At 56.5% G+C, this 22,305-nt stretch carries 20 protein-coding genes and 1 pseudogene; 15 read left to right on the top strand and 6 right to left on the bottom strand.

All coding sequences use genetic code 11. The features are described 5' to 3' along the window. Positions 1-524 precede the first annotated feature (524 nt). From BJP61_RS13930 to BJP61_RS13880, 11 genes and pseudogenes are all read left to right on the top strand, one after another. Positions 525-1,058 carry a fimbrial protein gene (locus BJP61_RS13930; protein WP_038863678.1) on the top strand — a complete coding sequence of 178 codons (534 nt, stop codon included), beginning with the start codon at positions 525-527 and terminating at the stop codon, positions 1,056-1,058. Positions 1,059-1,136: 78 nt separating this feature from the next. Then, positions 1,137-1,825 (top strand): annotated as a pseudogene (locus BJP61_RS13925) (molecular chaperone). A gap of 86 nt (positions 1,826-1,911) precedes the next feature. After that, positions 1,912-4,395: a fimbria/pilus outer membrane usher protein gene (locus tag BJP61_RS13920; RefSeq protein ID WP_171999335.1), complete on the top strand. Its 2,484-nt coding sequence runs from the start codon at positions 1,912-1,914 to the stop codon at positions 4,393-4,395. A gap of 12 nt (positions 4,396-4,407) precedes the next feature. Further along, a complete protein-coding gene (locus BJP61_RS13915) occupies positions 4,408-5,439 on the top strand; it encodes a fimbrial protein (RefSeq protein WP_171998564.1) in 1,032 nt (343 codons plus the stop codon). A gap of 83 nt (positions 5,440-5,522) precedes the next feature. Further along, complete coding sequence (ghrA, locus tag BJP61_RS13910) at positions 5,523-6,464, top strand: glyoxylate/hydroxypyruvate reductase GhrA (protein ID WP_171999333.1); 942 nt, start codon at positions 5,523-5,525, stop codon at positions 6,462-6,464. 84 nt (positions 6,465-6,548) lie between these two features. Next, on the top strand, positions 6,549-7,286 hold the full coding sequence (locus BJP61_RS13905; protein ID WP_161579250.1) for a phosphatase: 738 nt from the start codon (positions 6,549-6,551) through the stop codon (positions 7,284-7,286). 24 nt (positions 7,287-7,310) lie between these two features. Continuing rightward, positions 7,311-7,883, top strand: coding sequence for a molecular chaperone (locus BJP61_RS13900; RefSeq protein ID WP_171998563.1), 573 nt, complete (start codon positions 7,311-7,313; stop codon positions 7,881-7,883). Between the two features lie 110 nt (positions 7,884-7,993). Continuing rightward, positions 7,994-8,467, top strand: a complete 474-nt coding sequence (locus BJP61_RS13895; protein WP_038863670.1) for a DUF1097 domain-containing protein — start codon at positions 7,994-7,996, stop codon at positions 8,465-8,467. Between the two features lie 177 nt (positions 8,468-8,644). Continuing rightward, entirely contained in the window at positions 8,645-8,947 is a 303-nt protein-coding gene (locus tag BJP61_RS13890) for a hypothetical protein (RefSeq protein ID WP_075194113.1), read from the top strand. Between the two features lie 68 nt (positions 8,948-9,015). Beyond that, the gene (gene ymdB / locus BJP61_RS13885; RefSeq protein WP_038863668.1) at positions 9,016-9,558 is read left to right on the top strand and encodes an O-acetyl-ADP-ribose deacetylase; all 543 of its coding nucleotides are present in this window, start codon (positions 9,016-9,018) and stop codon (positions 9,556-9,558) included. Then, on the top strand, positions 9,491-10,978 hold the full coding sequence (locus tag BJP61_RS13880; RefSeq protein WP_038863667.1) for a phospholipase D family protein: 1,488 nt from the start codon (positions 9,491-9,493) through the stop codon (positions 10,976-10,978). Before ymdB ends, BJP61_RS13880 begins: the two co-directional genes overlap by 68 nt. A gap of 49 nt (positions 10,979-11,027) precedes the next feature. Here the strand turns inward: BJP61_RS13880 and mdoC are convergent, their stop codons facing one another. Further along, positions 11,028-12,185, bottom strand: a complete 1,158-nt coding sequence (mdoC, locus tag BJP61_RS13875; protein ID WP_171998562.1) for a glucans biosynthesis protein MdoC — start codon at positions 12,183-12,185, stop codon at positions 11,028-11,030. Between the two features lie 273 nt (positions 12,186-12,458). On the opposite strand from mdoC, the gene mdoG reads away from it, so the two are divergent. From mdoG to BJP61_RS13860, 3 genes are all read left to right on the top strand, one after another. After that, positions 12,459-13,994, top strand: coding sequence for a glucans biosynthesis protein MdoG (gene mdoG, locus BJP61_RS13870; RefSeq protein ID WP_108695708.1), 1,536 nt, complete (start codon positions 12,459-12,461; stop codon positions 13,992-13,994). After that, the gene (gene mdoH, locus BJP61_RS13865) at positions 13,987-16,515 is read left to right on the top strand and encodes a glucans biosynthesis glucosyltransferase MdoH (RefSeq protein ID WP_038863662.1); all 2,529 of its coding nucleotides are present in this window, start codon (positions 13,987-13,989) and stop codon (positions 16,513-16,515) included. The genes mdoG and mdoH overlap by 8 nt, the downstream gene beginning before the upstream one ends. Before the next feature lie 107 nt (positions 16,516-16,622). Then, positions 16,623-16,850 (top strand): YceK/YidQ family lipoprotein, encoded by a 228-nt coding sequence (locus BJP61_RS13860; RefSeq protein ID WP_038863660.1) that lies wholly within the window; start codon positions 16,623-16,625, stop codon positions 16,848-16,850. Positions 16,851-16,853: 3 nt separating this feature from the next. Here BJP61_RS13860 and BJP61_RS13855 read toward each other — a convergent pair whose 3' ends face one another. Beyond that, positions 16,854-17,231, bottom strand: a complete 378-nt coding sequence (locus BJP61_RS13855) for a MysB family protein (protein WP_038863658.1) — start codon at positions 17,229-17,231, stop codon at positions 16,854-16,856. A 129-nt stretch (positions 17,232-17,360) separates the two neighbouring features. Next, the gene (locus tag BJP61_RS13850) at positions 17,361-18,281 is read right to left on the bottom strand and encodes a Kdo(2)-lipid IV(A) acyltransferase (protein WP_171998561.1); all 921 of its coding nucleotides are present in this window, start codon (positions 18,279-18,281) and stop codon (positions 17,361-17,363) included. A gap of 222 nt (positions 18,282-18,503) precedes the next feature. Here BJP61_RS13850 and BJP61_RS13845 point away from each other — a divergent pair, with 222 nt between their 5' ends. Further along, a complete protein-coding gene (locus BJP61_RS13845; RefSeq protein ID WP_171998560.1) occupies positions 18,504-19,553 on the top strand; it encodes a rhodanese-related sulfurtransferase in 1,050 nt (349 codons plus the stop codon). Between the two features lie 57 nt (positions 19,554-19,610). On the opposite strand, the gene BJP61_RS13840 is transcribed toward BJP61_RS13845, so the two are convergent. From BJP61_RS13840 to solA, 3 genes are all read right to left on the bottom strand, one after another. Beyond that, a complete protein-coding gene (locus BJP61_RS13840) occupies positions 19,611-20,186 on the bottom strand; it encodes a YceI family protein (protein WP_038863653.1) in 576 nt (191 codons plus the stop codon). A gap of 14 nt (positions 20,187-20,200) precedes the next feature. Continuing rightward, positions 20,201-20,755, bottom strand: a complete 555-nt coding sequence (locus BJP61_RS13835; RefSeq protein WP_038863652.1) for a cytochrome b — start codon at positions 20,753-20,755, stop codon at positions 20,201-20,203. 325 nt (positions 20,756-21,080) lie between these two features. Next, a complete protein-coding gene (gene solA, locus BJP61_RS13830) occupies positions 21,081-22,205 on the bottom strand; it encodes an N-methyl-L-tryptophan oxidase (protein WP_171998559.1) in 1,125 nt (374 codons plus the stop codon). Positions 22,206-22,305 lie beyond the last annotated feature (100 nt).

Genomic DNA, 22,305 nt, shown 5'->3' with positions numbered 1-22,305 from the left:
TGTAGGGGAAAGGCCCATAGCCGTCAATGCAAATTTAGCGCTTTCTGGAGCGTTTAAACAAACTTCATACAAAGTGCCCTAAAAGTAACCGTTCAATGCCTGTGAGTAAGATCCATAACAGGAACAAAAAAGTGCCTTTTTTTGAATCTGGAACATTCCCACGCGCTGCATTATGTGCTGCGTAATAGAAGACGATGAATGAATCACCAGCTTGATAACGGCAGAGCTAACCATCAAATTCCAGAATAACAAAAGGATAGATAATTATATCTATATAAAGGCATATATATTTGCACCAGAAATGTTCATGTTTAAGATGATATTAAATCAATGTATATATTAATTGAATGATTTGATGTAACGCTAACCGATAGAAATCTGCTGCTTAGTTAGTGAATTTAAATAAAAATTCAGACTGCTAATTGTCAGTTTATTTAACTGAGGCTAAGATGCGTTGGCTTTAATCTGTAAGCGATATTTATTCGTTAAATATATAGTTTGGGATAAACAATCATGGAGAAGATATGAGAAAACATGTCTGTTTGATGATGCTCGCAGGAGCGTTGGCGATAAATGCAGCTTCGGCGTTAGCAGCAGATGGAACCATTAAATTTACAGGTAAAATTACCGATCAGGCCTGTGAAATCGATGATGACGATAAAGTGCTTGATGTCGAGATGGGCGTATATTCAGTAAAGCAATTTAACGCGACCGTAGGGGTGAAAACGCCGCCGATCCCGGTAAATATTAAGCTGAAAAACTGTCCGGTTGTGGAAGAGGGCGCCAATCCGCATTTCAGTATTTATCTCACAGGCGATGCTGACCCGGTGAATAAAGATTACCTGAAAGTGGCGGACGGCGGTGCGACGGGGGTTGCGATTGTCATCACGGATGACGAAGGTACGCTTATTCCCATGAACCAGTTCTCTGAGCGTAAATTTGAAATTACCGATGCCACGATGGATCTGAATCTCATTGCCTATTACGAATCCACTGATACCACTATTGGTGCAGGTGCCGCTAACGGAACAACGGATATTACTTTTGACTACCGTTAATCTTTATTAAGTTAACGTGTAATTAAGCCGCCAGCCCAGGCTGACGGCTTATTATTCCTTTTCGACGTGAGTTTGATTATGCGTACGATGAGAAAATCTGTTCTCAAAACCATCCTTTTTTTATTATGCTGTTTAATCTACATAGCGCTTTGGCCGGCGGGATTGTGGTTGGCGGCACGCGCGTGATCTATGAAGGCAATAAAAAGGAAGCGTCGCTTAGCGTAAAAAATAACAGCGGCACCAGCCCGTTTTTATTACAGTCCTGGATTGATACTGGCGATGGCAAAACACGCGGCCCATTTATGGTGACGCCGCCGCTGTTTCGTATTGAACCCAATGAAGATCATGAGTTACGCATCGCGAGAACCGGCAATTTACCGGAGGATCGCGAGTCGCTTTTTTATCTGAATATTCGCGCTATTCCGCCGTCATCACCTGATGCGGTCAATACGCTCAAGCTGGTGGTGAAAACCCGCATTAAGCTTTTTTACCGTCCGCAAGGCCTTATCAATGACGCGGCGACAGCCTACAAGCAGCTGGCGTTTCATCTCGCCGATGGCCAGCTGGTTGCCGAGAACCCAACCCCTTTTTATGTGGTGTTCGATAGCCTGACTGTCGGCGCGACGCGTATTCAGCGCGCGGATATGCTGGCGCCGTTCGCCAGCCAGCGTTTTGATCTGCCCGCAACGGAAACCGGGCGAGGCGTGAGCTGGCGCGTTATTAACGATTATGGCGGCGTGACGAAGCCAGAGACCCGCGCTCTGTGAGCCGTACAGCAAGGAATGCGCCTGTGAAGAACACTGCTTACTCTTTTGATAGTCGTCTGCCGGAAACCGTTCGGCCTGTTGCGCTCATGGTGGCGGCTGCGCTGACGTACATGCTAAGCGGCCATCACCACGCCTGCGCGCAGGAGAAAGTCTGGTTTGACCCGATGTTAATGGAGCAGGGCGATCCGGGGCAGCGGGGCGTCGACCTGTCGATTTTCAGCACTAAAGATCAGCTGCCGGCGGGGAATTATCCGCTACGCATCCGGCTTAACGGCGATGAACAGTTTACCCGCACGGTGCCTCTGACCGTGGACACGCGCGGCGAGACGCATCCGGTCATTACGCCCGCGCTTCTGGAAGAGCTGAATGTGAAAACCGAGGCGTACCCGGCGCTGGCGGCGCTCTCGCCGCTCGCGCCCGTTGAAGATATCGGCTCGCTGATCCCGGCGGCGTCAGTGCGGCTGAACACCCATAGCATGGCGCTGGAGGTCAGCATTCCGCAGGCGGCGTTGCGGCGCACCGCTCGCGGCTTTGTGGATCCCGCATACTGGGATGACGGTCTTCCCGCATTTTTTAGCAACTACACGTTTAACGGGACGGATACCCAAAGCGATGTCGACGCAGACGATTCATCGCAATATCTCAACCTGCAGAACGGGCTGAATATCGGGCCATGGCGCGTGCGTAACTATTCCACTTGGAGCAAAAGCGACGACGAGGCGCGCTGGGATACGGTCTACACGTTTTTACAGCGGGATATCAAGCCCTGGCGCTCGCAACTGACCATGGGGGAGAGCTATTCCCCGTCGATGATTTTCGACAGCGTGAAATTCAAAGGCGCGCAGCTGGCGACCGACGACAATATGCTGCCGGACAGCCTGCGCGGCTTTGCGCCGGTTATCCGAGGGATCGCCAGTTCAACCGCGGAAGTTACGGTGCGCCAGAACGGCTACATCATTTTTCAGGATACCGTTGCTCCTGGCGCGTTTGAAATCAGCGATCTCTACCCCACGTCGCACAGCGGCGATCTGGAAGTAACCATTAAAGAGGCTGACGGCAAAGAGCGACGTTTCATTCAGCCGTTTTCCGCCGTACCGATCATGCAGCGGCCCGGACAGCTTAAATACAGCCTGACGGCGGGCGAATACGATCCGAGCGGGCCAGACGACGCCACGCCCGCCTTTGCGCAGGGCACGCTGATCTACGGTCTGAATAACGCAGTGACGCTCTATGGCGGCGCGATGGGGGCAGAGACTTATCAGGCCGCCGCCCTCGGCGTAGGCGTTGGGCTCGGGGAGTGGGGCTCGGTCTCGGTTGATGTCACGCAGGCGCGCAGCCAGCTGCAAAATAATACGACCTCGACAGGCCAGTCGTACCGCTTTCAGTATTCTAAAAATATTGAATACACCGATACCGCCATTACGCTTGCGGGCTACCGCTATTCCACCAGCGGCTATTACGATTTCGATGAAGCAAACCATGATGAAGACTGGTATGACGACCGCTACAGCGGGTATTACCAACAGCGCAGCCAGCTGCAAATCAGTATTAACCAGACGCTTGGCGGCATCGGTTCGTTTTATCTGAATGGCTATCAGCGAGACTTCTGGAACCGGGCGGACAAAGAGCAGAATCTCTCTGCGGGCTTTGCCTGTACGACATCCGGTATCACCTGGACGCTTTCGACTGCGTGGAACAAAACAGAAGATCAAACCGATCGGCAAATCGCGCTCGGCGTCAGTATTCCGTTGAGCCGCTGGCTGAATAATAGCTGGGCGACGTTTAACGTAAGCCAGAACCAGGATGGCGACACGCGCTACCAGACCGGGTTGAGCGGCACCCTGATGGATGACGGCCGGTTAAGCTATTCGCTACAGCAAAGCTACAACCAAGCGGGGCAAAACGGCGATAACAACACTGACAGCAGTGCCGATCTCAATTATAAATCGCGCTTCGCCAACCTGAGCCTCGGCTATTACCAGTCTGAGGATACCCGCCAGTGGAACTACGGTGCCTCCGGCGCGCTGGTGGTGCATCCGCATGGCGTTACGCTCGCTCAGCCGCTCGGCGACGCCTTCGCGCTGGTGGACGCCAATGGCGCCAGCGACATCCGCTTCAAAAATCAGTCCGGTGTCGCCACCGACTGGCTGGGTTATGCGGTGATCCCCTGGCTCTCTCCTTATGAAAGAAACGAGCTGACGCTCGACACCACCACGATGCCCGCTGGCGTGGACGCGGAAAATACGCACCTGACGCTTATCCCGAATAAAGGCGCGTTAGTCTACGCGCATATCGATGCGCGCAAAGGGCATCGGCTGCTTTTGACGCTGCGCCGGGCAAACGGCGAGCCGGTGCCGTTCGGCGCGCTGGTAACGCTGGATGGCGTTGAGAACTACGAAAGTATTGTTGACGAAGGCGGCGTCGCATACCTGACCGGCGTGAAAGAAAACGGCAGCGCGCAAGTGAGGTGGGGAAGCCGCGCCGACCAGCGCTGCCGTGCTTCTGTGATTTTACCCGAGACGCCGCCAGTACAGGGCGATCTCCTCCCCCTGACGGCTATGTGTCGATAAAAAGAGAATACGATGATGTCTAAAGCGTTCTTAAGGGGCCTGCTGTTCTGCTGTCTTGCCGCTGTCCCGTCCACACGGGCGGCAACGGGATTTTGCAACACGACGGGCGGCCCGAAAATTTTTAACGTCGACGCCAGCGCGACGGTAACCAATCCTGATGATAACCAGTCGGGCAAAACCTTTACTGAAAGATTCGGCTCATCGGAAAATTACAGCGCGCACTGCGATTGCGATGACAGCGATACAAATAAAGAGCCGCATCCGGGGGTCTACTATAAAAGCGAGTATCTGGCGCCGACGAGGCAATATGGCAGTTCGTCCTTTATTCGCGTCAATGACAATATTGATATGGCGGCGGCGATTAACATAGCAAACGTGGGCGATGTCAACGTGCCGTTTACCGATATCTGGAACAAAAAAAACAATGGCTGCTCGCTGAATAGCTTCACCACCGGACAAAGCGGATCGTTGACGTTTCGTATTAATAAACCTTTCCTGGGACAGGTGACTATCCCACAAATGGCCGTGGCAGCGATTTATGGCACCGTCAGGCCGGGGCAATATTCCAGCGAACCGATGTCTAAGGTGTATGTCCAGGGCACCATTACCGTGCCGCAAAGCTGTGAGATTAATTCCGGCGAAATCATCACCGTTGATTTTGGCACGCTGTTAGCCAGTACTTTTACGACCCGGGGCCATAAACCCGACGGCTTTGTCGATAAAAAAACGGCTATTGCTTATGTCTGCAAAAACATCAGCGACAGTGTGACCTTAACCATGACGTTTTCCGGTGCGGCGGCAGACGGCATGCCTGAGGCGCTCGCCACCAGCAACCCCGATGTCGGCGTGCTGATGAAAAACGACAGCGAACAGGTCATCCCCATCAATACCGGCGAACTGCCCATGCCGCTTAACGCCGCCACCGATATCTCGCGCCGTACCGGCGCGGTAAATATTCTCACGGCGCCGGTCAATCTCAGCGGCAAAACGCCGCAAAATGGCGAATTTTCGGGCTCGGCCTCTATCACCGTGAACATACGCTGACGCCGCCCGCGTTTCCCGCAGCCGCCACAAAGGCGGCTGATTTTGTTATGGTAATTAAAATTACCCTGCCCGGAGAGACGCCTGTGGAGATCCTTTTCTATCATCCCACCTTTGATGTGACCCAGTGGACCCCTTTGCTGCAACGGCACCTGCCGCACGCGCGTCTGCGTGCCTGGCAAACCGGCGATAACGCGCCCGCTGATTACGCCCTGGTCTGGCACCCCCCGTATGAGATGCTGCGTGGACGCACCCACCTCAAAGCGATTTTCGTGCTCGGCGCGGGCGTCGATTCGCTGTTAAGCCGCCTGGATGCGCATCCGGATCTGCTGCCGCCTGACGTGCCGCTCTGTCGTATGGAAGATACCGGCATGGCCGCGCAGATGCAGGAGTATGCGGTAAGCCAGGTACTGCACTGGTTTCGCCGCTTCGATGATTACGCGGCGCTACAGCGCGAGGCGAAATGGCAGCCGCTTGAAGAGTACCGCCATGCCGATTTCACCATTGGCGTGCTCGGCGCCGGCGTGCTCGGTGGGCAGGTGGCGCAAAGTCTGCATTCGTGGGGCTTTCCGGTGCGCTGCTGGAGCCGCGGCCGGAAAGCGTACCCCGGCATCGAAAGCTTTGCCGGTACGCACGAGCTGGCTGCGTTTTTGCGCGGCACGCGCGTGCTGATTAACCTGTTGCCCAATACGCCGGAGACAGTGGGTATTATTAACGGCGGGCTGCTCGCGGCGCTTGAGGATAACGCGTATGTCCTGAACCTGGCGCGCGGTGTGCATCTGGTGGAAGAAGATTTGTTGGCCGCGCTGGATAGCGGGAAAATCAAAGGCGCGATGCTGGACGTCTTTCATCAGGAGCCGCTACCTGCGGAAAGCCCGCTGTGGCGGCATCCGCGTGTGCGCCTCACGCCGCATGTGGCGGCGGTTACGCGTCCTGAGGAGGCGGCTGCGTTTATCGCGCAAAGCATCTCGCGCATTGAGCGCGGCGAGACGCCGCAAAATCAGGTGGATGTAGCGCGCGGCTACTAGCGACCGTCTGTCGCGCCCGGTGATTCGGCTAAAAATCGCCGGGGATACCTGTTATCCTTGAATAACATCACAAAGGAGAGCGCCATGTATCCCGTTGACCTGCATATGCACACCGTCGCCAGCACCCATGCTTACAGTAACCTGCATGATTATATCGCCGCGGCGAAGCAAAAAGGCGTCCGGCTCCTGGCCATCACCGATCACGGCCCGGATATGGCGGATGCGCCGCATCACTGGCATTTTATTAATATGCGCATCTGGCCGCGCGTCGTCGATGGCGTCGGCATTCTGCGCGGCATCGAAGCCAATATTAAAAACCGCGACGGAGAGATCGACTGCACCGGCCCGATGCTCGATTCGCTTGATCTCATCGTCGCCGGCTTTCATGAGCCTGTTTTCGCCCCCCAGGACAAAGACACGAATACCGAAGCGATGATTGCGGCGATGGCGAACGGTACGGTGCATATCATTAGCCACCCCGGCAACCCGAAATATCCGGTCGATATCCCGGAAATTGCCGCGGCGGCCGCGAAATATCAGGTCGCGCTGGAGATTAATAATTCCTCCTTCACCCACTCCCGCAAGGGCAGCGGGCCAAACTGTAAAGCTATCGCTGCCGCTGTGCGCGATGCGGGCGGCTGGGTGGCGCTCGGCTCTGACTCCCATACCGCCTTTACGCTTGGCGATTTCCATGAATGCCGTAAGGTGCTGGATGAAGTCGGTTTTCCGGAAGACCGCATCCTCAACGTCACGCCGCGCCGCCTGCTCGATTTTCTTGAAACCCGCGGCATGACGCCAATTGCTGAATTTGCCGCGCTTTAATATCGCCTGAAATGGAATCTGTTCATGAATGAGTTTTCAATAATTTGCCGCCTGCTGGGCTCTCTCTGGTACCGTGCGCCGCAGGACCCGGTGATGGCACCTATTTACGGCCTGATCCGCGACGGCAAACTCGCGCAAAACTGGCCGCTGGAGCAGGACGAGCTGCTGACGCGCCTGCAAAAAAGCGCGCAGCCCGATGAGGTGCAGACCGATTACCAGGCATTGTTCGGCGCTGATGACGCTCGCGTGGCGCCGTTTCGCTCCGCCTGGGTTGAGCAGGGCAGTGAACAGGAGGTCCGCGCCTTTTTAACCTCCCGCGGCATGCCGCTCGGCGAAACGGCGGCGGATCACTTCGGCCTGCTGCTGCTGGCGGCGTCGTGGCTGGAAGATCAGTCAGCCGAAGATGAAATCGAAGCGCAGGAGACCCTCTTCGGCGAGTTCCTGATCCCGTGGTATGAAACGTTCCTCGGTAAAGTAGAGGCGCACGCCACGACGCCGTTCTGGCGCACGCTTGCGCAAATCACCCGTGAAGCCATTCAGGCGATGTGGGAAGAGTTGCAGGAAGAAGATGAAGACGAAGAGCGCGGCGCGGAGTGATTTCTATTTGTGATTAATATCACAAATAAAATGTAACTCACTGTGCGTTATTTCATGTGGTGTGCGTAAGATCGCATTCCCGGTGCGGCGTTTTGCTAAGATACGCCGCCATGAACAGACACTTTTCTCTCGCATTAACTACCGGCCTGCTCTCCGCCCTCTGGGCGTGGAGCGCCGTCGCGCTCGGCCTGCCGTCCTGGGCGGGCTTTCTCGGCTGTACCGCCTGGTTTGCCAGCCCGCGGGGCGGCATCACGGGTTTTCTGACTCTCCTCTTTACGCTGTGCAGCGGCGTGCTGTGGGCGCAGGTGATTATCGCCGGTAGCGCCGTGGCACCGGGTCTCGCGTGGGTGAGCTATGCCATGACCGGCGTGGTGGCTTTCCTGATGTGCATCCAGTCGCGCCAGACGCTGCTCAGTTTCGTGCCCGGCACGTTTATCGGCGCCTGCGCCACGTTCGCAGGCCAGGGCGACTGGAAAAACGTGCTGCCAGCGCTGCTGTTGGGGCTGCTTTTTGGCGTGGCCATGAAAGGCAGCGGAATGTGGCTCGCGCACCGTACCGCGCCGAAAAACACCACCACCGCCTGACACGAAAACCCGCGCCCGCGGGTTTTTTATTGCGGCTTTACCCGTTCCGCCTGTATCAACCGTGACATAATAATCCCCCGCCGTGAATATTTCTGTTTCAGGCTTCCATAACCTTTGTTTGTAATATATATGTTAACTTTAAGTTAAAATAATATTACCTGTGTGGGAGCCATTTCAATGTATACCTCGCTTTTCGCCGCCGCGATGACCGCCGCGCTTGCCTTGTCGTCCGTTGCCGTTCTGGCGCAAACGGGCGGAACCCTTACGTTTCACGGCGCTATCGTGGAAGAGGTCTGCTCGGTCGCGCATAACGCGGCGCGTATTGAGCTCTCCTGCCCACGCGGTCATCAGGTACACCGCCAGACGCTCTCGCTGCGCGCCACGGGCGTGCGCGAGATGCACTCGCCGTGGGTGCACAGCCGTCTCGACTATCTTAATGCGTCGCATACGCTCGGCATTCTGACATTGACCTACCGCTGAACACGTCGTGGCGGCGACCGGGCGCGCTGTTCTACACTTGAATAAACAGCGTTTATCAGGAGAGAAGCATGTCAGGGCGCATTGAAGTGGTGCAGGGCGATATTACCCGCATCGATACCGACGTTATTGTCAACGCCGCCAACCCTTCGCTGATGGGAGGCGGAGGCGTGGATGGCGCTATCCACCGCGCCGCGGGGCCTGCGCTGCTGGCGGCATGTAAAGCCGTGCGTCAGCAACAGGGGGAGTGCCAGCCGGGGCACGCGGTGATTACCGAGGCGGGTAACCTGGCGGCGAAAGCCGTAATACACACCGTGGGGCCAGTCTGGCGCGGCGGGCGCGATAACGAACCGCAACTGCTGGCGGACGCCTATCGCAACAGTCTGGCGCTGGTGACAGCGAACGGTTATCACAGCGTGGCGTTCCCGGCCATCAGCACCGGCATTTATGGCTATCCGAAAGCGGCGGCAGCGCAAATCGCCTTTGATGCCGTTTCGGATTATCTTACCAGGCACCCACAACTTCAGCAGGTATACTTTGTCTGCTATGACGAAGAAAACTTCCTGCTTTACCAGCGCTTACTGGGACAATACGACGCACAGCCGGGCGCATAATACCCGGCTTGGCCGCGCTATTGCCCCGACCACGGCGCAGCACCCTCACCACAGCGGCTTACATCCTCTTGATGACAGCCTCGACGCCTTCGCCGCCCGGTATCTGCTGGCGGAGATGGCGGAGGAGACTATCGACGTCCAGTACTATATCTGGGAAGACGATATGTCCGGGCGGCTGCTGTTCGGCGCGCTGCTGGCGGCGGCGCGGCGCGGCGTCCGGGTGCGTATTCTGCTTGATGACAACAATACGGTGGGCATGGACGACACGCTGCGCCTGCTCAATGCCCATCCGAATATCGAAATTCGCCTCTTTAACCCCTTCTCTTTTCGCACGCTGCGCGCGCTGGGCTATCTCACCGATTTCGCAAGGCTTAATCGCCGCATGCACAATAAAAGCTTTACGGTGGACGGCGAGGTCACGATTATCGGCGGGCGCAACGTCGGCGACGCCTATTTCGGCGCGGGCGAACAGCCGCTGTTTTCCGATCTCGACGTCCTGGCGATAGGCCCGGTAGTCGCAGATGTCACCCAGGATTTCGAACGCTACTGGAAGAGCCGGTCAGTGTCGACGCTTGATAAAGTGCTGGAGGTCGAGGTGGAAGAGATAGACGCCCGCGTGCAGCTGCCGCCGCACTGGAAGGACGATCCGGTGGCGCGGCGCTATCTGGAGCGTCTTGAGAGTACACGCTTTGCAAGCTACATCGAAACCCGCACGCTGCCCCTGGTCTGGGCTAAAACGCGCCTGTTAAGCGACGATCCGCGCAAAGGGCAGGGGAGGGCGCGCAACCATACGCTATTGCCGCAGCGCATGATGACGCTTATCGGCGAGCCTAAAACCCAGTTCGATATCATTTCATCCTATTTTGTGCCCACCCGCGGCGGCGTGGCTTTACTGCTGGCGCTGCGCCGCAAAGGAGTGAAAATCGCAATCCTCACCAACTCGCTGGCGGCGAACGACGTCGCGGTTGTGCATGCCGGTTACGCGCGCTGGCGTAAAAAACTGCTGCGCCACGGCGTGGAGCTGTATGAGCTGAAACCGACCCGCGATCCGGGCCGTGTGCCGCACGACCGCGGGTTGACCGGTAACTCTGGCTCCAGCCTGCACGCCAAAACGTTCAGCGTTGACGGGAATCAGGTGTTTATCGGTTCGTTTAATTTCGACCCGCGCTCGGCGATGCTTAACACCGAAATGGGGTTTGTGATTGAAAGCGAAACGCTGGCGGGCGCTATCCATAAACGCTTTACGCGAACGCGGCGTGAAGCGGCCTGGGCGCTACGCCTCGACCGCTGGGGGCGTATTAACTGGATAGAAGAAAAAGATGGCAAAGAGATTGTCTGGAAAAAGGAGCCGAAAACCCGTTTCTGGCAGCGTCTGCTGGTGCGTCTGGTCTATCGGCTGCCGGTTGAGTGGATGCTCTGAAACGCTGGCTGAGTATTAAGACGACGCGCCGCGCGGGCGCGTGTCCGGATCACCCCGTTGCCGTACCTGGCGCCGGGGTTTTATTTTGCGGTTTCCCGGAGAACAGGAAACGCAGCAGGGGAATGCGCAGGTGCGCCTCATACAGCACTACGGCGATGCCAATTACAAACACCAGACCGGCGATGAAGCCCAGCGCGTTCGAGTGGATGTGCGGCGTGATATACGCGCCGAAGAACAGCGTCAGCGGGTGATGCACCAGGTAAATAAACAGCGAGGCGTTAACGAAATAGGTCACACGTGCCGATTTAAAATTCAGCAGGCGATGGCCGAGCGAGAACACGACGTTGACCATCCACAGTCCCATCAGCATGCTAATCACGTTATCGGTTTCATACATCCAGGCATCGCCGCTGCCGTAGCGTTGGTTCAGCAGATAGGCGATAAACGCCGCCGTCGCGCCGAGCGCGCAGCCGGGCGAGAAGGTGGTAAAGCGGTCTTTCAGCGAGGCATGCTTAAAGGCCAGCGCGCCGAGAATAAAAAACGGCGAATAAAATAAGGTTTGCATCACCACGAAATTAAACAAGCCGTCGCTTAATATCGGCGCATAGACGATAAAAATAAGACGGCGCAGCGCGGCGAATGCGACGCCGAAGAGTAAAAACAGCGCTGAGAGTTTTCCTAATGTCAGGCGTTCGGCCAGCGCCGCGCTTTTCTCTTCGGGCCAGTTTTTTATCTGCTGAAATAGCCATAAACCGAGGGTCGTGAACACCACCAGCACCAATAAAAACCATAAATGCGAGGTGAGTTCCCACACCAATGTGTTGTATTTGTCGTAACCGGAAAGCGTATGCCAGTCATCGGCCCGGCCTTTGACATATTGCAACATCAGAAATTGCGGCAGCGTGAGAAGCGGAATGGCGGTCAACATTGGGATGCCGACGCGCTCCACACGCACTTTCCACCAGCGTTTGCGCGGGTAGCGCAAGAACAGCATGTAGGAAAAATACCCTGAAATAACAAAGAAAACCTGCATGCGGAAGACGTGAATGAAATCGTTAAACAGCGTCAGGCCCACGGACGGGGTGAGGCTGTTGACATGCCACTGGTGGGTGGAATAAATAAGCGAAATATGAAAGGGGATGCCTAAAAGCATCAACCATGCGCGGATGGAATCGAGAAAAAACTCTCTCTGTGTCGACGTCGTCATATCACTCCATAAAATCTCGGACTATTCGCCTTATCCCTCAGGCTGATTCTGTTTTAGATTCGGCCCCCACCCTACAGGAAGGCCGACACACTGTCTCCAGGACAAATTCGCAAAGCGAAAATGGCGCGCATTCATTTGTTTAATCCCTGAGCCGGCGTGCTGAACAAAGCGGGGATTGTGTTGTCGGAAACCGCAAGTTTCCATTAAAATGGATCGGATTGATTTAAGCACACAAAGGGGGAAGTGCTTAGTTATATGAAACATAAAACACAGATGATGAAAATGGGTTGGCTGGGTGCGGCAGTGATGTTGTCACTTTATACCACTTCGGGTTGGGCCTTCACTATCGACGACGTCGCAAAACAGGCGAAATCCTTAGCGGGCAAGAGCTATGAAGCGCCGAAGAGCAACCTGCCCTCCGTTTTCCGCGATATGAAATACGCGGACTACCAACAGATCCAGTTCAATCACGACAAAGCCTACTGGAGCAAAATCAAAACCCCGTTCAAGCTTGAATTCTACCATCAGGGTATGTACTTCGACACGCCGGTCGCGCTTAACGAAGTGACCGCCAATACGGTTCGTAAAATTAAGTACAGCCCGGATTACTTTAATTTCGGCAACGTTCAGCACGATAAAGACACCGTCAAAGACCTGGGCTTCGCCGGTTTCAAAGTGCTCTACCCGATCAACAATAAAGATAAAAACGACGAAATCGTCAGCATGCTCGGAGCGAGCTATTTCCGTGTGATAGGACAAGGCCAGGTTTATGGGCTTTCCGCGCGCGGTCTGGCTATCGATACCGCGCTGCCGTCCGGTGAAGAGTTCCCGCGCTTTCGCGAGTTCTGGATTGAGCGTCCGAAAGCTGCCGACAAACGTCTGACCATTTACGCGCTGCTGGACTCTCCACGCGCGACTGGTGCCTATCGCTTCATCATTACCCCCGGGCGTGACACGGTCGTGGACGTGCAGTCGAAAGTTTACCTGCGCGATAAAGTGGGCAAACTGGGCGTCGCGCCGCTGACGAGCATGTTCCTGTTTGGGCCGAACCAGCCGTCGCCGGCAACCAACTTCCGCCCTGAATTGCATGATTCTAACGGTCTCTCTCTGCATGCTGGCAACGGCGAGTGGATCTGGCGTCCGCTGAACAACCCGAAACACCTCGCGGTCAGCACGTTCACGACCGAAAACCCGCAGGGCTTCGGTCTGCTGCAACGCGGCCGTCAGTTCTCACGCTTTGAAGATATCGACGATCGCTACGATCTGCGTCCTAGCGCGTGGGTAACGCCGCAGGGTCAGTGGGGCAAAGGAAAAGTCGAACTGGTGGAAATTCCGACCAACGACGAGACCAACGATAACATCGTGGCCTACTGGACGCCGGACCAGCTGCCGGAGCCTGGCAAGGAGATGAATTTCAAATACACCATCACCTTTAGCCGCGACGAAGACAAACTGCACGCGCCGGAAAACGCGTGGGTACTGCAGACCCGTCGCTCTACCGGCGACGTGAAACAATCCAATCTGATTCGTCAGCCGGACGGCACCATCGCATTTGTGGTGGATTTCACCGGCACCGAGATGCAAAAGCTGCCGGATAATACGCCGGTGACTGCTCAGGCGAGCATTGGCGATAACGGCGAAATCGTTGAAAACAGCGTGCGTTACAACCCGGTCACCAAAGGCTGGCGTATGACGCTGCGCGTGAAGATCAAAGACGCCAAGAAAACCACTGAAATGCGCGCGGCCCTCGTCAATGCCGATCAGCCGCTGAGTGAAACCTGGAGCTATCAGCTACCTGCCAATGAATAAGTCTACTGAGTATATCGACCTGCTGCCGCTTTCCGATATTGAGAAAGCGGCGCTGCCGACATCTGACATGCAGGCCCTTCATCAGTCGCTGGACGCCGAAGGGCGCGTCTGGGCCCGCGAGGATGACTCCCCGCTGGGCTCGGTGAAAACGCGTCTTGAACAGCGCTGGTCAGACTCGCTCAATGGCGATCAGCTGATCAAAGACGACGAAGGCCGCACGCAGATCCAGGCGATGCCGAAGGCAACGCGTTCCTCCATGTTCCCGGATCCGTGGCGTACCAACCCGATTGGGCGCTTCTGGGATCGTCTGCGCGGCCGCGAAGTGCTGCCGCGCTACATGGCGGGCCTGACGAAAGAAGAGCGCGCCGCGGAGCAAAAATGGCGTACGGTCGGCACTATCCGCCGTTACATCCTGCTGCTGCTGACGCTCTCCCAGACGGTCGTCGCCACCTGGTATATGAAAACCATTCTGCCTTATCAGGGCTGGGCGCTGATCAATCCGGCAGACATGATGGGCCAGGACTGGCTGGTTTCCGTGATGCAGCTGCTGCCATATGTGCTGCAAAGCGGCATCCTGATCCTGTTCGCAATTCTGTTCTGCTGGGTCAGCGCCGGGTTCTGGACCGCGCTGATGGGCTTTTTGCAGCTACTTATTGGTAAAGATAAGTACAGTATCTCCGCCTCGACGGTCGGGGACGAGCCTATCAACCCTGAGCACCGTACCGCGCTTATCATGCCTATCTGCAACGAAGATGTGGATCGTGTGTTTGCGGGCCTGCGCGCAACCTGGGAGTCGGTCAAAGCTACCGGCCAGCAGGCGCACTTCGACGTTTATATCCTGAGCGACAGCTATAACCCGGATATTTGCGTCGCCGAGCAGAAAGCCTGGATGGAGCTGATTGCCGAAGTGCAGGGCGAAGGGCAGATCTTCTATCGCCGTCGTCGCCGTCGCGTGAAGCGTAAAAGCGGCAACATCGACGATTTTTGCCGTCGCTGGGGCAACCAGTACAGCTACATGGTGGTGCTGGACGCCGACTCCGTGATGACGGGCGACTGTCTGACCGGTCTGGTGCGTCTGATGGAAGCGAACCCGAACGCCGGGATTATCCAGTCGTCGCCGAAAGCGTCTGGCATGGATACGCTCTATGCGCGCTGCCAGCAGTTCGCCACTCGTGTTTACGGGCCGTTGTTTACCGCCGGTCTGCACTTCTGGCAACTGGGCGAATCGCACTACTGGGGCCATAACGCGATTATCCGCGTGAAGCCGTTCATCGAGCACTGCGCGCTGGCACCGCTGCCAGGCGAGGGCTCTTTCGCAGGCTCCATCCTCTCCCATGACTTCGTGGAGGCGGCGCTGATGCGTCGTGCGGGCTGGGGCGTGTGGATTGCCTATGATCTGCCGGGCTCGTATGAAGAGCTGCCGCCGAACCTGCTGGACGAGCTTAAGCGCGACCGCCGCTGGTGCCACGGCAACCTGATGAACTTCCGCCTGTTCCTGGTGAAGGGCATGCACCCGGTTCACCGTGCCGTGTTCCTGACGGGCGTGATGTCTTACCTGTCGGCGCCGCTCTGGTTCCTGTTCCTGGCGCTCTCTACCGCGCTTCAGGTGGTACATGCGCTCACTGAGCCACAATACTTCCTGCAGCCGCGTCAGCTCTTCCCGGTCTGGCCGCAGTGGCGTCCTGAGCTGGCGATAGCGCTGTTCGCCTCGACCATGGTGCTGCTGTTCCTGCCGAAACTGCTGAGCGTTATTCTCATCTGGTGTAAAGGCCCGAAAGAGTATGGCGGCTTTTTCCGCGTCACGCTTTCTCTGCTGCTGGAAGTGCTGTTCTCGGTACTGCTGGCGCCGGTGCGTATGCTGTTCCACACCGTGTTTGTGGTAAGTGCTTTCCTCGGCTGGGAAGTGGTCTGGAACTCGCCGCAGCGTGACGACGACTCCACACCGTGGAGCGAAGCGTTCCTGCGTCACGGTTCGCAGCTGCTGCTGGGTCTGGTATGGGCCGTCGGTATGGCATGGCTGGATCTGCGCTTCCTGTTCTGGCTGGCACCTATCGTGTTCTCGCTGATCCTCTCGCCGTTTGTGTCGGTGATTTCAAGCCGCGCGACCGTGGGCCTGCGTACCAAACGCTGGAAGCTGTTCCTGATCCCGGAAGAGTATTCGCCGCCGCAGGTGCTGGTGGATACTGACCGCTATCTGGAGCTTAACCGCAGCCGTTCGCTGGAAGATGGCTTTATGCACGCGGTGTTCCATCCGTCGTTTAATGCGCTGGCGACCGCCATGGCAACCGCGCGTCACCGCGCAAGCCATGTGCTGGAGATTGCCCGCGATCGTCACGTCGAGCAGGCGCTGAACGATACGCCGGAGAAACTCACCCGCGACCGCCGCCTGGTGCTGTTAAGCGATCCGGTGACGATGGCGCGTATGCACTATCGCGTCTGGGCGCACCCGGAGAAATACTCCTCCTGGGTCAGCCATTACGACGAGCTGAAGCTCAACCCGCAGGCATTACGCGCGCAGTAAGCGTGGTAAATGCCAGAAATGAAAATGCCGGCCTGATGGCCGGCATTTTTTTGCCTCTCTCACGGACTGTTATACTTGAAACACTCTGTTAAAAAGCGAGGTCACCCTTGAGAATCGTCGCCGTTCTGCTTGCCGTCTGGATGCTCTGCGGCTGTGGCAGTATCATCAGTCGCGCCGTGCCGGGGCAGGGACATGGCAATCAGTATTACCCCGGCGTGCAGTGGGATGTGCGTGACAGGCCGTGGCGCTTTATTCTGATGCTCGATCTGCCGTTTTCGCTCATCTTCGACACGCTGTTGCTACCGGTCGATATGCATCACGGCCCGTATGAATAACGCTTAGCGGGTGGTATCCCATTCGTCCGCCGCGGTGCGCCCCTCTTCGGTGTCCAGCGGCGGCTCCAGCTGAAACTCGCCTTCATCCCACTCATGCAGCGTATTCTCTTCCTGCCACTCCTGGCGCAGTTCAATCTCGTCGAAATCGCCGTCAAACACGCTCTGCGCGGCGTCGCCGGTCAATACGGTCAGACAGTCGCCTTCGTCGGTTTCATTGGCGAAGAACTCGACCTGCCACATAATTTCCCCATCCTGCAGCACATATTTTTGCATATTGAACAGCTCGACAACCGCGTCCTCTTCCTCGATTGCCGGATTCGCGGCGAGGAACTCTTCGCGTGCTGCGTCAATGGCTTCTTCAAGCGTGGCGTACATAGTCATAGCTTTCTCCCTGAACGGACATGGTTGTTTCAGGAAAGAATAGTCGAAGATCAGGATTTGCAAGAATGAAGGCGAAAAAAATGGCGGGAGAAGCAACGCCCGCAACGTGGCGCGCTGCGGGCGGGGTGATTAATAGCGAGACGGTACGCCTTCCGGGCGCGTCTTGAAGCGGCGGTGCAGCCACATATACTGATCCGGGGCCATCAGAATGCACTTCTCCACCACCTTATTCATCCAGGCGGCGGTCTCTTCGGCGCTGCCAACAGGCGGCGCACACTCCGGCTCCAGCGCAATCAGCTCATAACCGCTGCCGTCCGCCTTGCGGCGCGGTACGAACGGCACGATGCAGGCTTTCGACGTTTTCGCCAGCATCCAGGTGCCGGAGGTGGTGGCAGCCTGATCAACCGCGAAAAACGGCACAAACACGCTGTTGCGTGGGCCGTAGTCGTGGTCCGGCGCATACCAGATGATTTCGCCGCCTTTCAGCGCGCGGATCATGCCTTTAAGATCTTTACGATCGAGCATGGTTTTATTGGAGCGCAGGCGTCCCCAGGTTTGCAGCCAGTCGAGCAGCGGGTTGTCGTTAGGGCGATAAACTCCGATGCCCGGCGTATGCATTCCGAAGATGCGCGCGCCCAGCTCCAGCGTCAGGAAATGCACGCCGATCAGCAAAATGCCCTGTTGCTGCGCCAGCAGCGCTTTGACGGGTTCGACGCCGGAAACCTCCGTCCAGCGCGCAACGCGCCAGTTGGGCCAGAACCAGGCCATGCCGGTTTCCATCAGCCCCATGCCGACCGATTCGAAATTCTTCACTACCAGCGCCTTTCGCTCGGCTTCGCTCATTTGTGGGAAGCAGAGCTCAAGATTGCGATGCGCGATGCGCGCGCGGCGTTTCATCACCCGCATCGCCAGGCGGCCAAGCCCACGCCCCAGGCGCCAGATGACCGGGTAGGGGAGCAGCACGACGAGATAGAGCAGGCCAATGCCAAGCCAGGTCAGCCAGTAACGGGGGTGCAGCAGTGCGCGAGAAAATTGCGGTAAATGCGTCATGAAAATTCCATTAATTGCAGGCGAAGCCCTTTCACGGCCGGTATTGTGACATTTTTTTGCGAACGACCAAAATTCTCTGCCGTTCACGCCGCGACGCCGGGGGAAGATAAAAGCGCTAAGGTGTGGAAAATGTAGCGCAAAATGTAGGGATGTAAATTAACGGTAATTGCTATATGATGCCGGCCGTTATTTATTCCCCCACCGATAGCAGGAAAGTACACCATGCCAGTGTTACACAACCGCATATCGAATGAGGAGCTGAGAGCGCGCATGCTGGCCGAAACCGAGCCGCGCACCACTATCTCATTCTATAAGTATTTCACCATCGACGATCCGAAAGCAACGCGCGACGCGCTCTATAAAGCGTTCACCGAACTCAATGTCTTTGGCCGTATTTATCTGGCCCATGAGGGTATCAACGCGCAAATCAGCGTGCCGGAAAGCAACGTCGAGGCGTTTCGCGCCGCGCTGTATGGTTTCCACCCGGCGCTGGACGGGCTGCGTCTGAATATCGCGCTGGATGACGACGGAAAATCCTTCTGGGTGCTGCGCATGAAAGTGCGCGATCGCATCGTGGCGGACGGCATCGACGACCCGACTTTTGACGCAAGCGACGTGGGCGAATACCTGAAGGCGGCGGAAGTCAACGCGATGCTCGATGACCCGGATGCGGTGTTTATCGATATGCGCAACCACTACGAATATGAAGTGGGGCATTTCGAGAATGCGCTGGAGATCCCGGCGGACACTTTCCGCGAGCAGTTGCCGAAAGCGGTGGAGATGATGCAGGAGTACAAGGAAAAGAAAATCGTCATGTACTGCACCGGCGGGATCCGCTGTGAAAAAGCGAGCGCATTCATGCGCCATAACGGTTTCCAGAAAGTCTGGCATATCGAAGGCGGCATTATTGAGTACGCCCGTAAAGCGCGCGAACAGGGGCTGCCGGTACGTTTTGTCGGCAAAAACTTCGTGTTTGACGAACGCATGGGCGAGCGCATCTCGGAAGATGTTATCGCGCACTGCCACCAGTGCGGCGCGCCGTGCGACAGCCACACCAACTGCAAAAATGACGGCTGCCATCTGCTGTTCATTCAGTGCCCGGCCTGCGCTGAGAAATTTGCCGGTTGCTGCAGCGAGCTGTGCAAAGAAGAGATGGCCCTGCCGGAAGAAGAGCAGCGCCGCCGGCGAGCGGGTCGTGAAAACGGCAATAAAATCTTTAATAAATCCCGCGGGCGTCTCAACACTACGCTCGGCATTCCGGACCCGGAATAACCCGCAGGCGTAAAAAAACCGGTCAGTTGACCGGTTTTTTTTATGCCGTAAAGGCGATTACTTCTGCTTCACGCCTTCCACAGAGATAATCAGATCCACTTCCTGGGAGGCCGGCCCCAGATCGGTGGTAATGTTGAAGTCTTTCAGCTTGATTTTCCCTTCCGCTTCAAAGCCCGCGCGCTCGCCGCCCCACGGATCTTTACCCTGGCCCAGCAGTTTCGCTTCCAGCGTTACCGGTTTGGTCACGCCGTTCAGAGTCAGGTCGCCAGTGATATCCAGTTCATCGCCATCTTTTTTCACGGCGGTCGACGTGAAGGTCGCTTTCGGAAACTTCGCCACGTTCAGGAATTCCGCGCTGCGCAGGTGCTTGTCGCGCTCGGCGTGATTCGTGTCGACGCTGTTGGTATTGATGGTGACGTTGACTTTATCCGCCGCCGGATTTTTCTCATCAAACGTGAACGTGCCGTCGAAATCGCGGAACGTGCCGTAGAGCCAGCTGTAGCCCAGATGCTGGATACGGAAGTTGACGAAGGCATGCTGGCCTTCTTTATCGATCTTGTAATCAGCGGCGACGGCTGAGCCGGTCGTGAACAGCAGGGCACCCAGAGTGACCCCCAGCAGGCTTTTCTTCATATTTCGCTCCATGGTTAGTGTGACGCTTTCCCGAGCATCCGCTTCAGGGTGACGTCTTTGTCGACAAAATGGTGTTTCAGCGCGGCCAGCGCGTGCAGGACCGACAGGCCCACCACGCTCCAGGCGAGCCACAGATGGATATCACCAGCGAGATCCGCCTGCTCGCCCGCGCCGCTCACCAGCGCCGGTACCTCGAACAGCCCGAAGACGGAGATCGGTTTGCCTTCCGCCGTCGAGATCAGATAGCCGCTGATAAGAATAGTAAACAGGATCAGGTAGAGCATGACGTGTACCGCAACGGCGCTGAAATGCGTCAGGCGTGAATAACTGGCGAGGGGCGGCGGGGGCGGAGAGATAAAGCGCCAGACCACGCGCACCAGCAGAAAGACAAACAGAATAATACCGATGCTCTTGTGAATTTCCGGCGCCTGGTGATACCAGACATCGTAATAGCCGAGCGACACCATCCACAGCCCGAGCGCAAACATGCCGTAAACCGTTAGTGCCATCAGCCAGTGAAGCAGTACTGAGAAATGTCCATATCGTGTTGGTGAGTTACGCCACTGCATGATTATGCGTCCGCAAGTAAGAATGACTCAAACAGTGGCGTTTAGACGAAGTAAAAGCAAACCAAAAAAACAAAACAAATTGTTCAAATATTTTGAAGCTAAAACATTCGTAAAAAAAATTCGTTAATTGATTGTTAAAACCGCTACAGGCGGCGGGAATATCCTATATCATTTTGAGTATAAACGCCTGGCGACGAGGCGGTAAGATTGTTTAGCCACCAAATAGTTTAGTGATTTATCAGCTTTTGTCAGTCTGGCGTCAATAAATTTGATTGTCGATACGAAAGCGAAAACCGGGCGCTGTCACGGCCCGGCTTGCGGTCAGTTATGCAGAAGCGGTAAAACGCGCCAGGGAGAAAGGAGAGAGATCGAATTCGTGCGGCTTACCGGCGGCGAACCGCGCGGCAATCTCGCCAAGCACCGACGCGAACTTAAAGCCGTGGCCGCTCAGCCCCGTCACCAGCAGCACGTTGGGGGTATCGGGCAGGGTGTCGATAATAAAATCCTCATCCGGCGTATTGTCATAGGTGCATGATGCGCCGTACAGACAGCCGCCAATGCCTGGCAGGAAGTGGCGCAGGAACGGGAAGGCTTCCGCGCCGTCGGTCGCCACCGCGCCAAAAGGCACGCGCTCTTCGGGGCGAGAAATAATCTGTCCGCCGTTATGCTTACCAATTTTCAGCTCGTTGTTTTCCGCCGGGAAGCCATAAAACTGGTCGCCGTTCGGCATTTCGCCCGTGAAAGCCGGAAAACGGTTGTTAGTGCTGTAGCGGCCATCCGCCTGATACCAGGCGAAGATTTTACGCACCGGCGTCACTGGCAACCCCGGCACCAGCCGCGACACCCAGGTCCCGGCGCTGATAAGCGCTTTGCGGGCGTGGTACACGCCGTCGGCGGTGGTGACGCGCACGCCCTCTTCGGTGGCCTCAAACCCGCTGACCGGGCAGTTAAAGAGCTGCGCGCAGCCCGCTTCTTCGGCAAGGCGAATATACGTAGCGATCGCTTTTTCACTGCGCAGCACGCCGGAATGAGGTTCAAACAGGCCGAGATAATTTTCCGGCAGGCGAATTTCCGGCCAGCGCGCCATCACCTCTTCACCGGTCAGTTTCTCCAGCGGGAGCTGCCAGCGCGTGGCGCTGTCGACAACGTTCGCGAGAAAGGGGGAGTCGGCCGGGCCAAGATTAATAACGCCGGTACGCTCGAAAATACGCTCGCCGCCGAGTTCCTGTAGCTCGTCCCACAGCGCCTGAGCGCGCAGCACCAGCGGAACATAGCGCTCGCCTTCGCCATAGGCATGGCGGATAAGCCGCGTGTCGCCGTGGTGGCTCCCCTCCTGATGCGGCGGGTGAGCGCTGTCGGTCATTAATACGTTAAGCCCGGCGCGGGTAGCGTAATAACCGGCCGCTGCGCCTGTTGAGCCGCTGCCGATGATAATCAGATCGTATTCCATGAAATTACTCCGCGAAAACCATTGGTTAGCAGAGTAATTAAGAGCAGGACAATTCTCAAGCGGGAAAAAATAAAGGCACCCCGGAGGATGCCTTTGAGTT

It is taken from the genome of Cronobacter sp. JZ38, from assembly GCF_008932145.1.
Taxonomy (GTDB): Bacteria; Pseudomonadota; Gammaproteobacteria; order Enterobacterales; family Enterobacteriaceae; genus Cronobacter; species Cronobacter muytjensii.
This window is presented reverse-complemented; position numbering and strand designations above follow the sequence as displayed.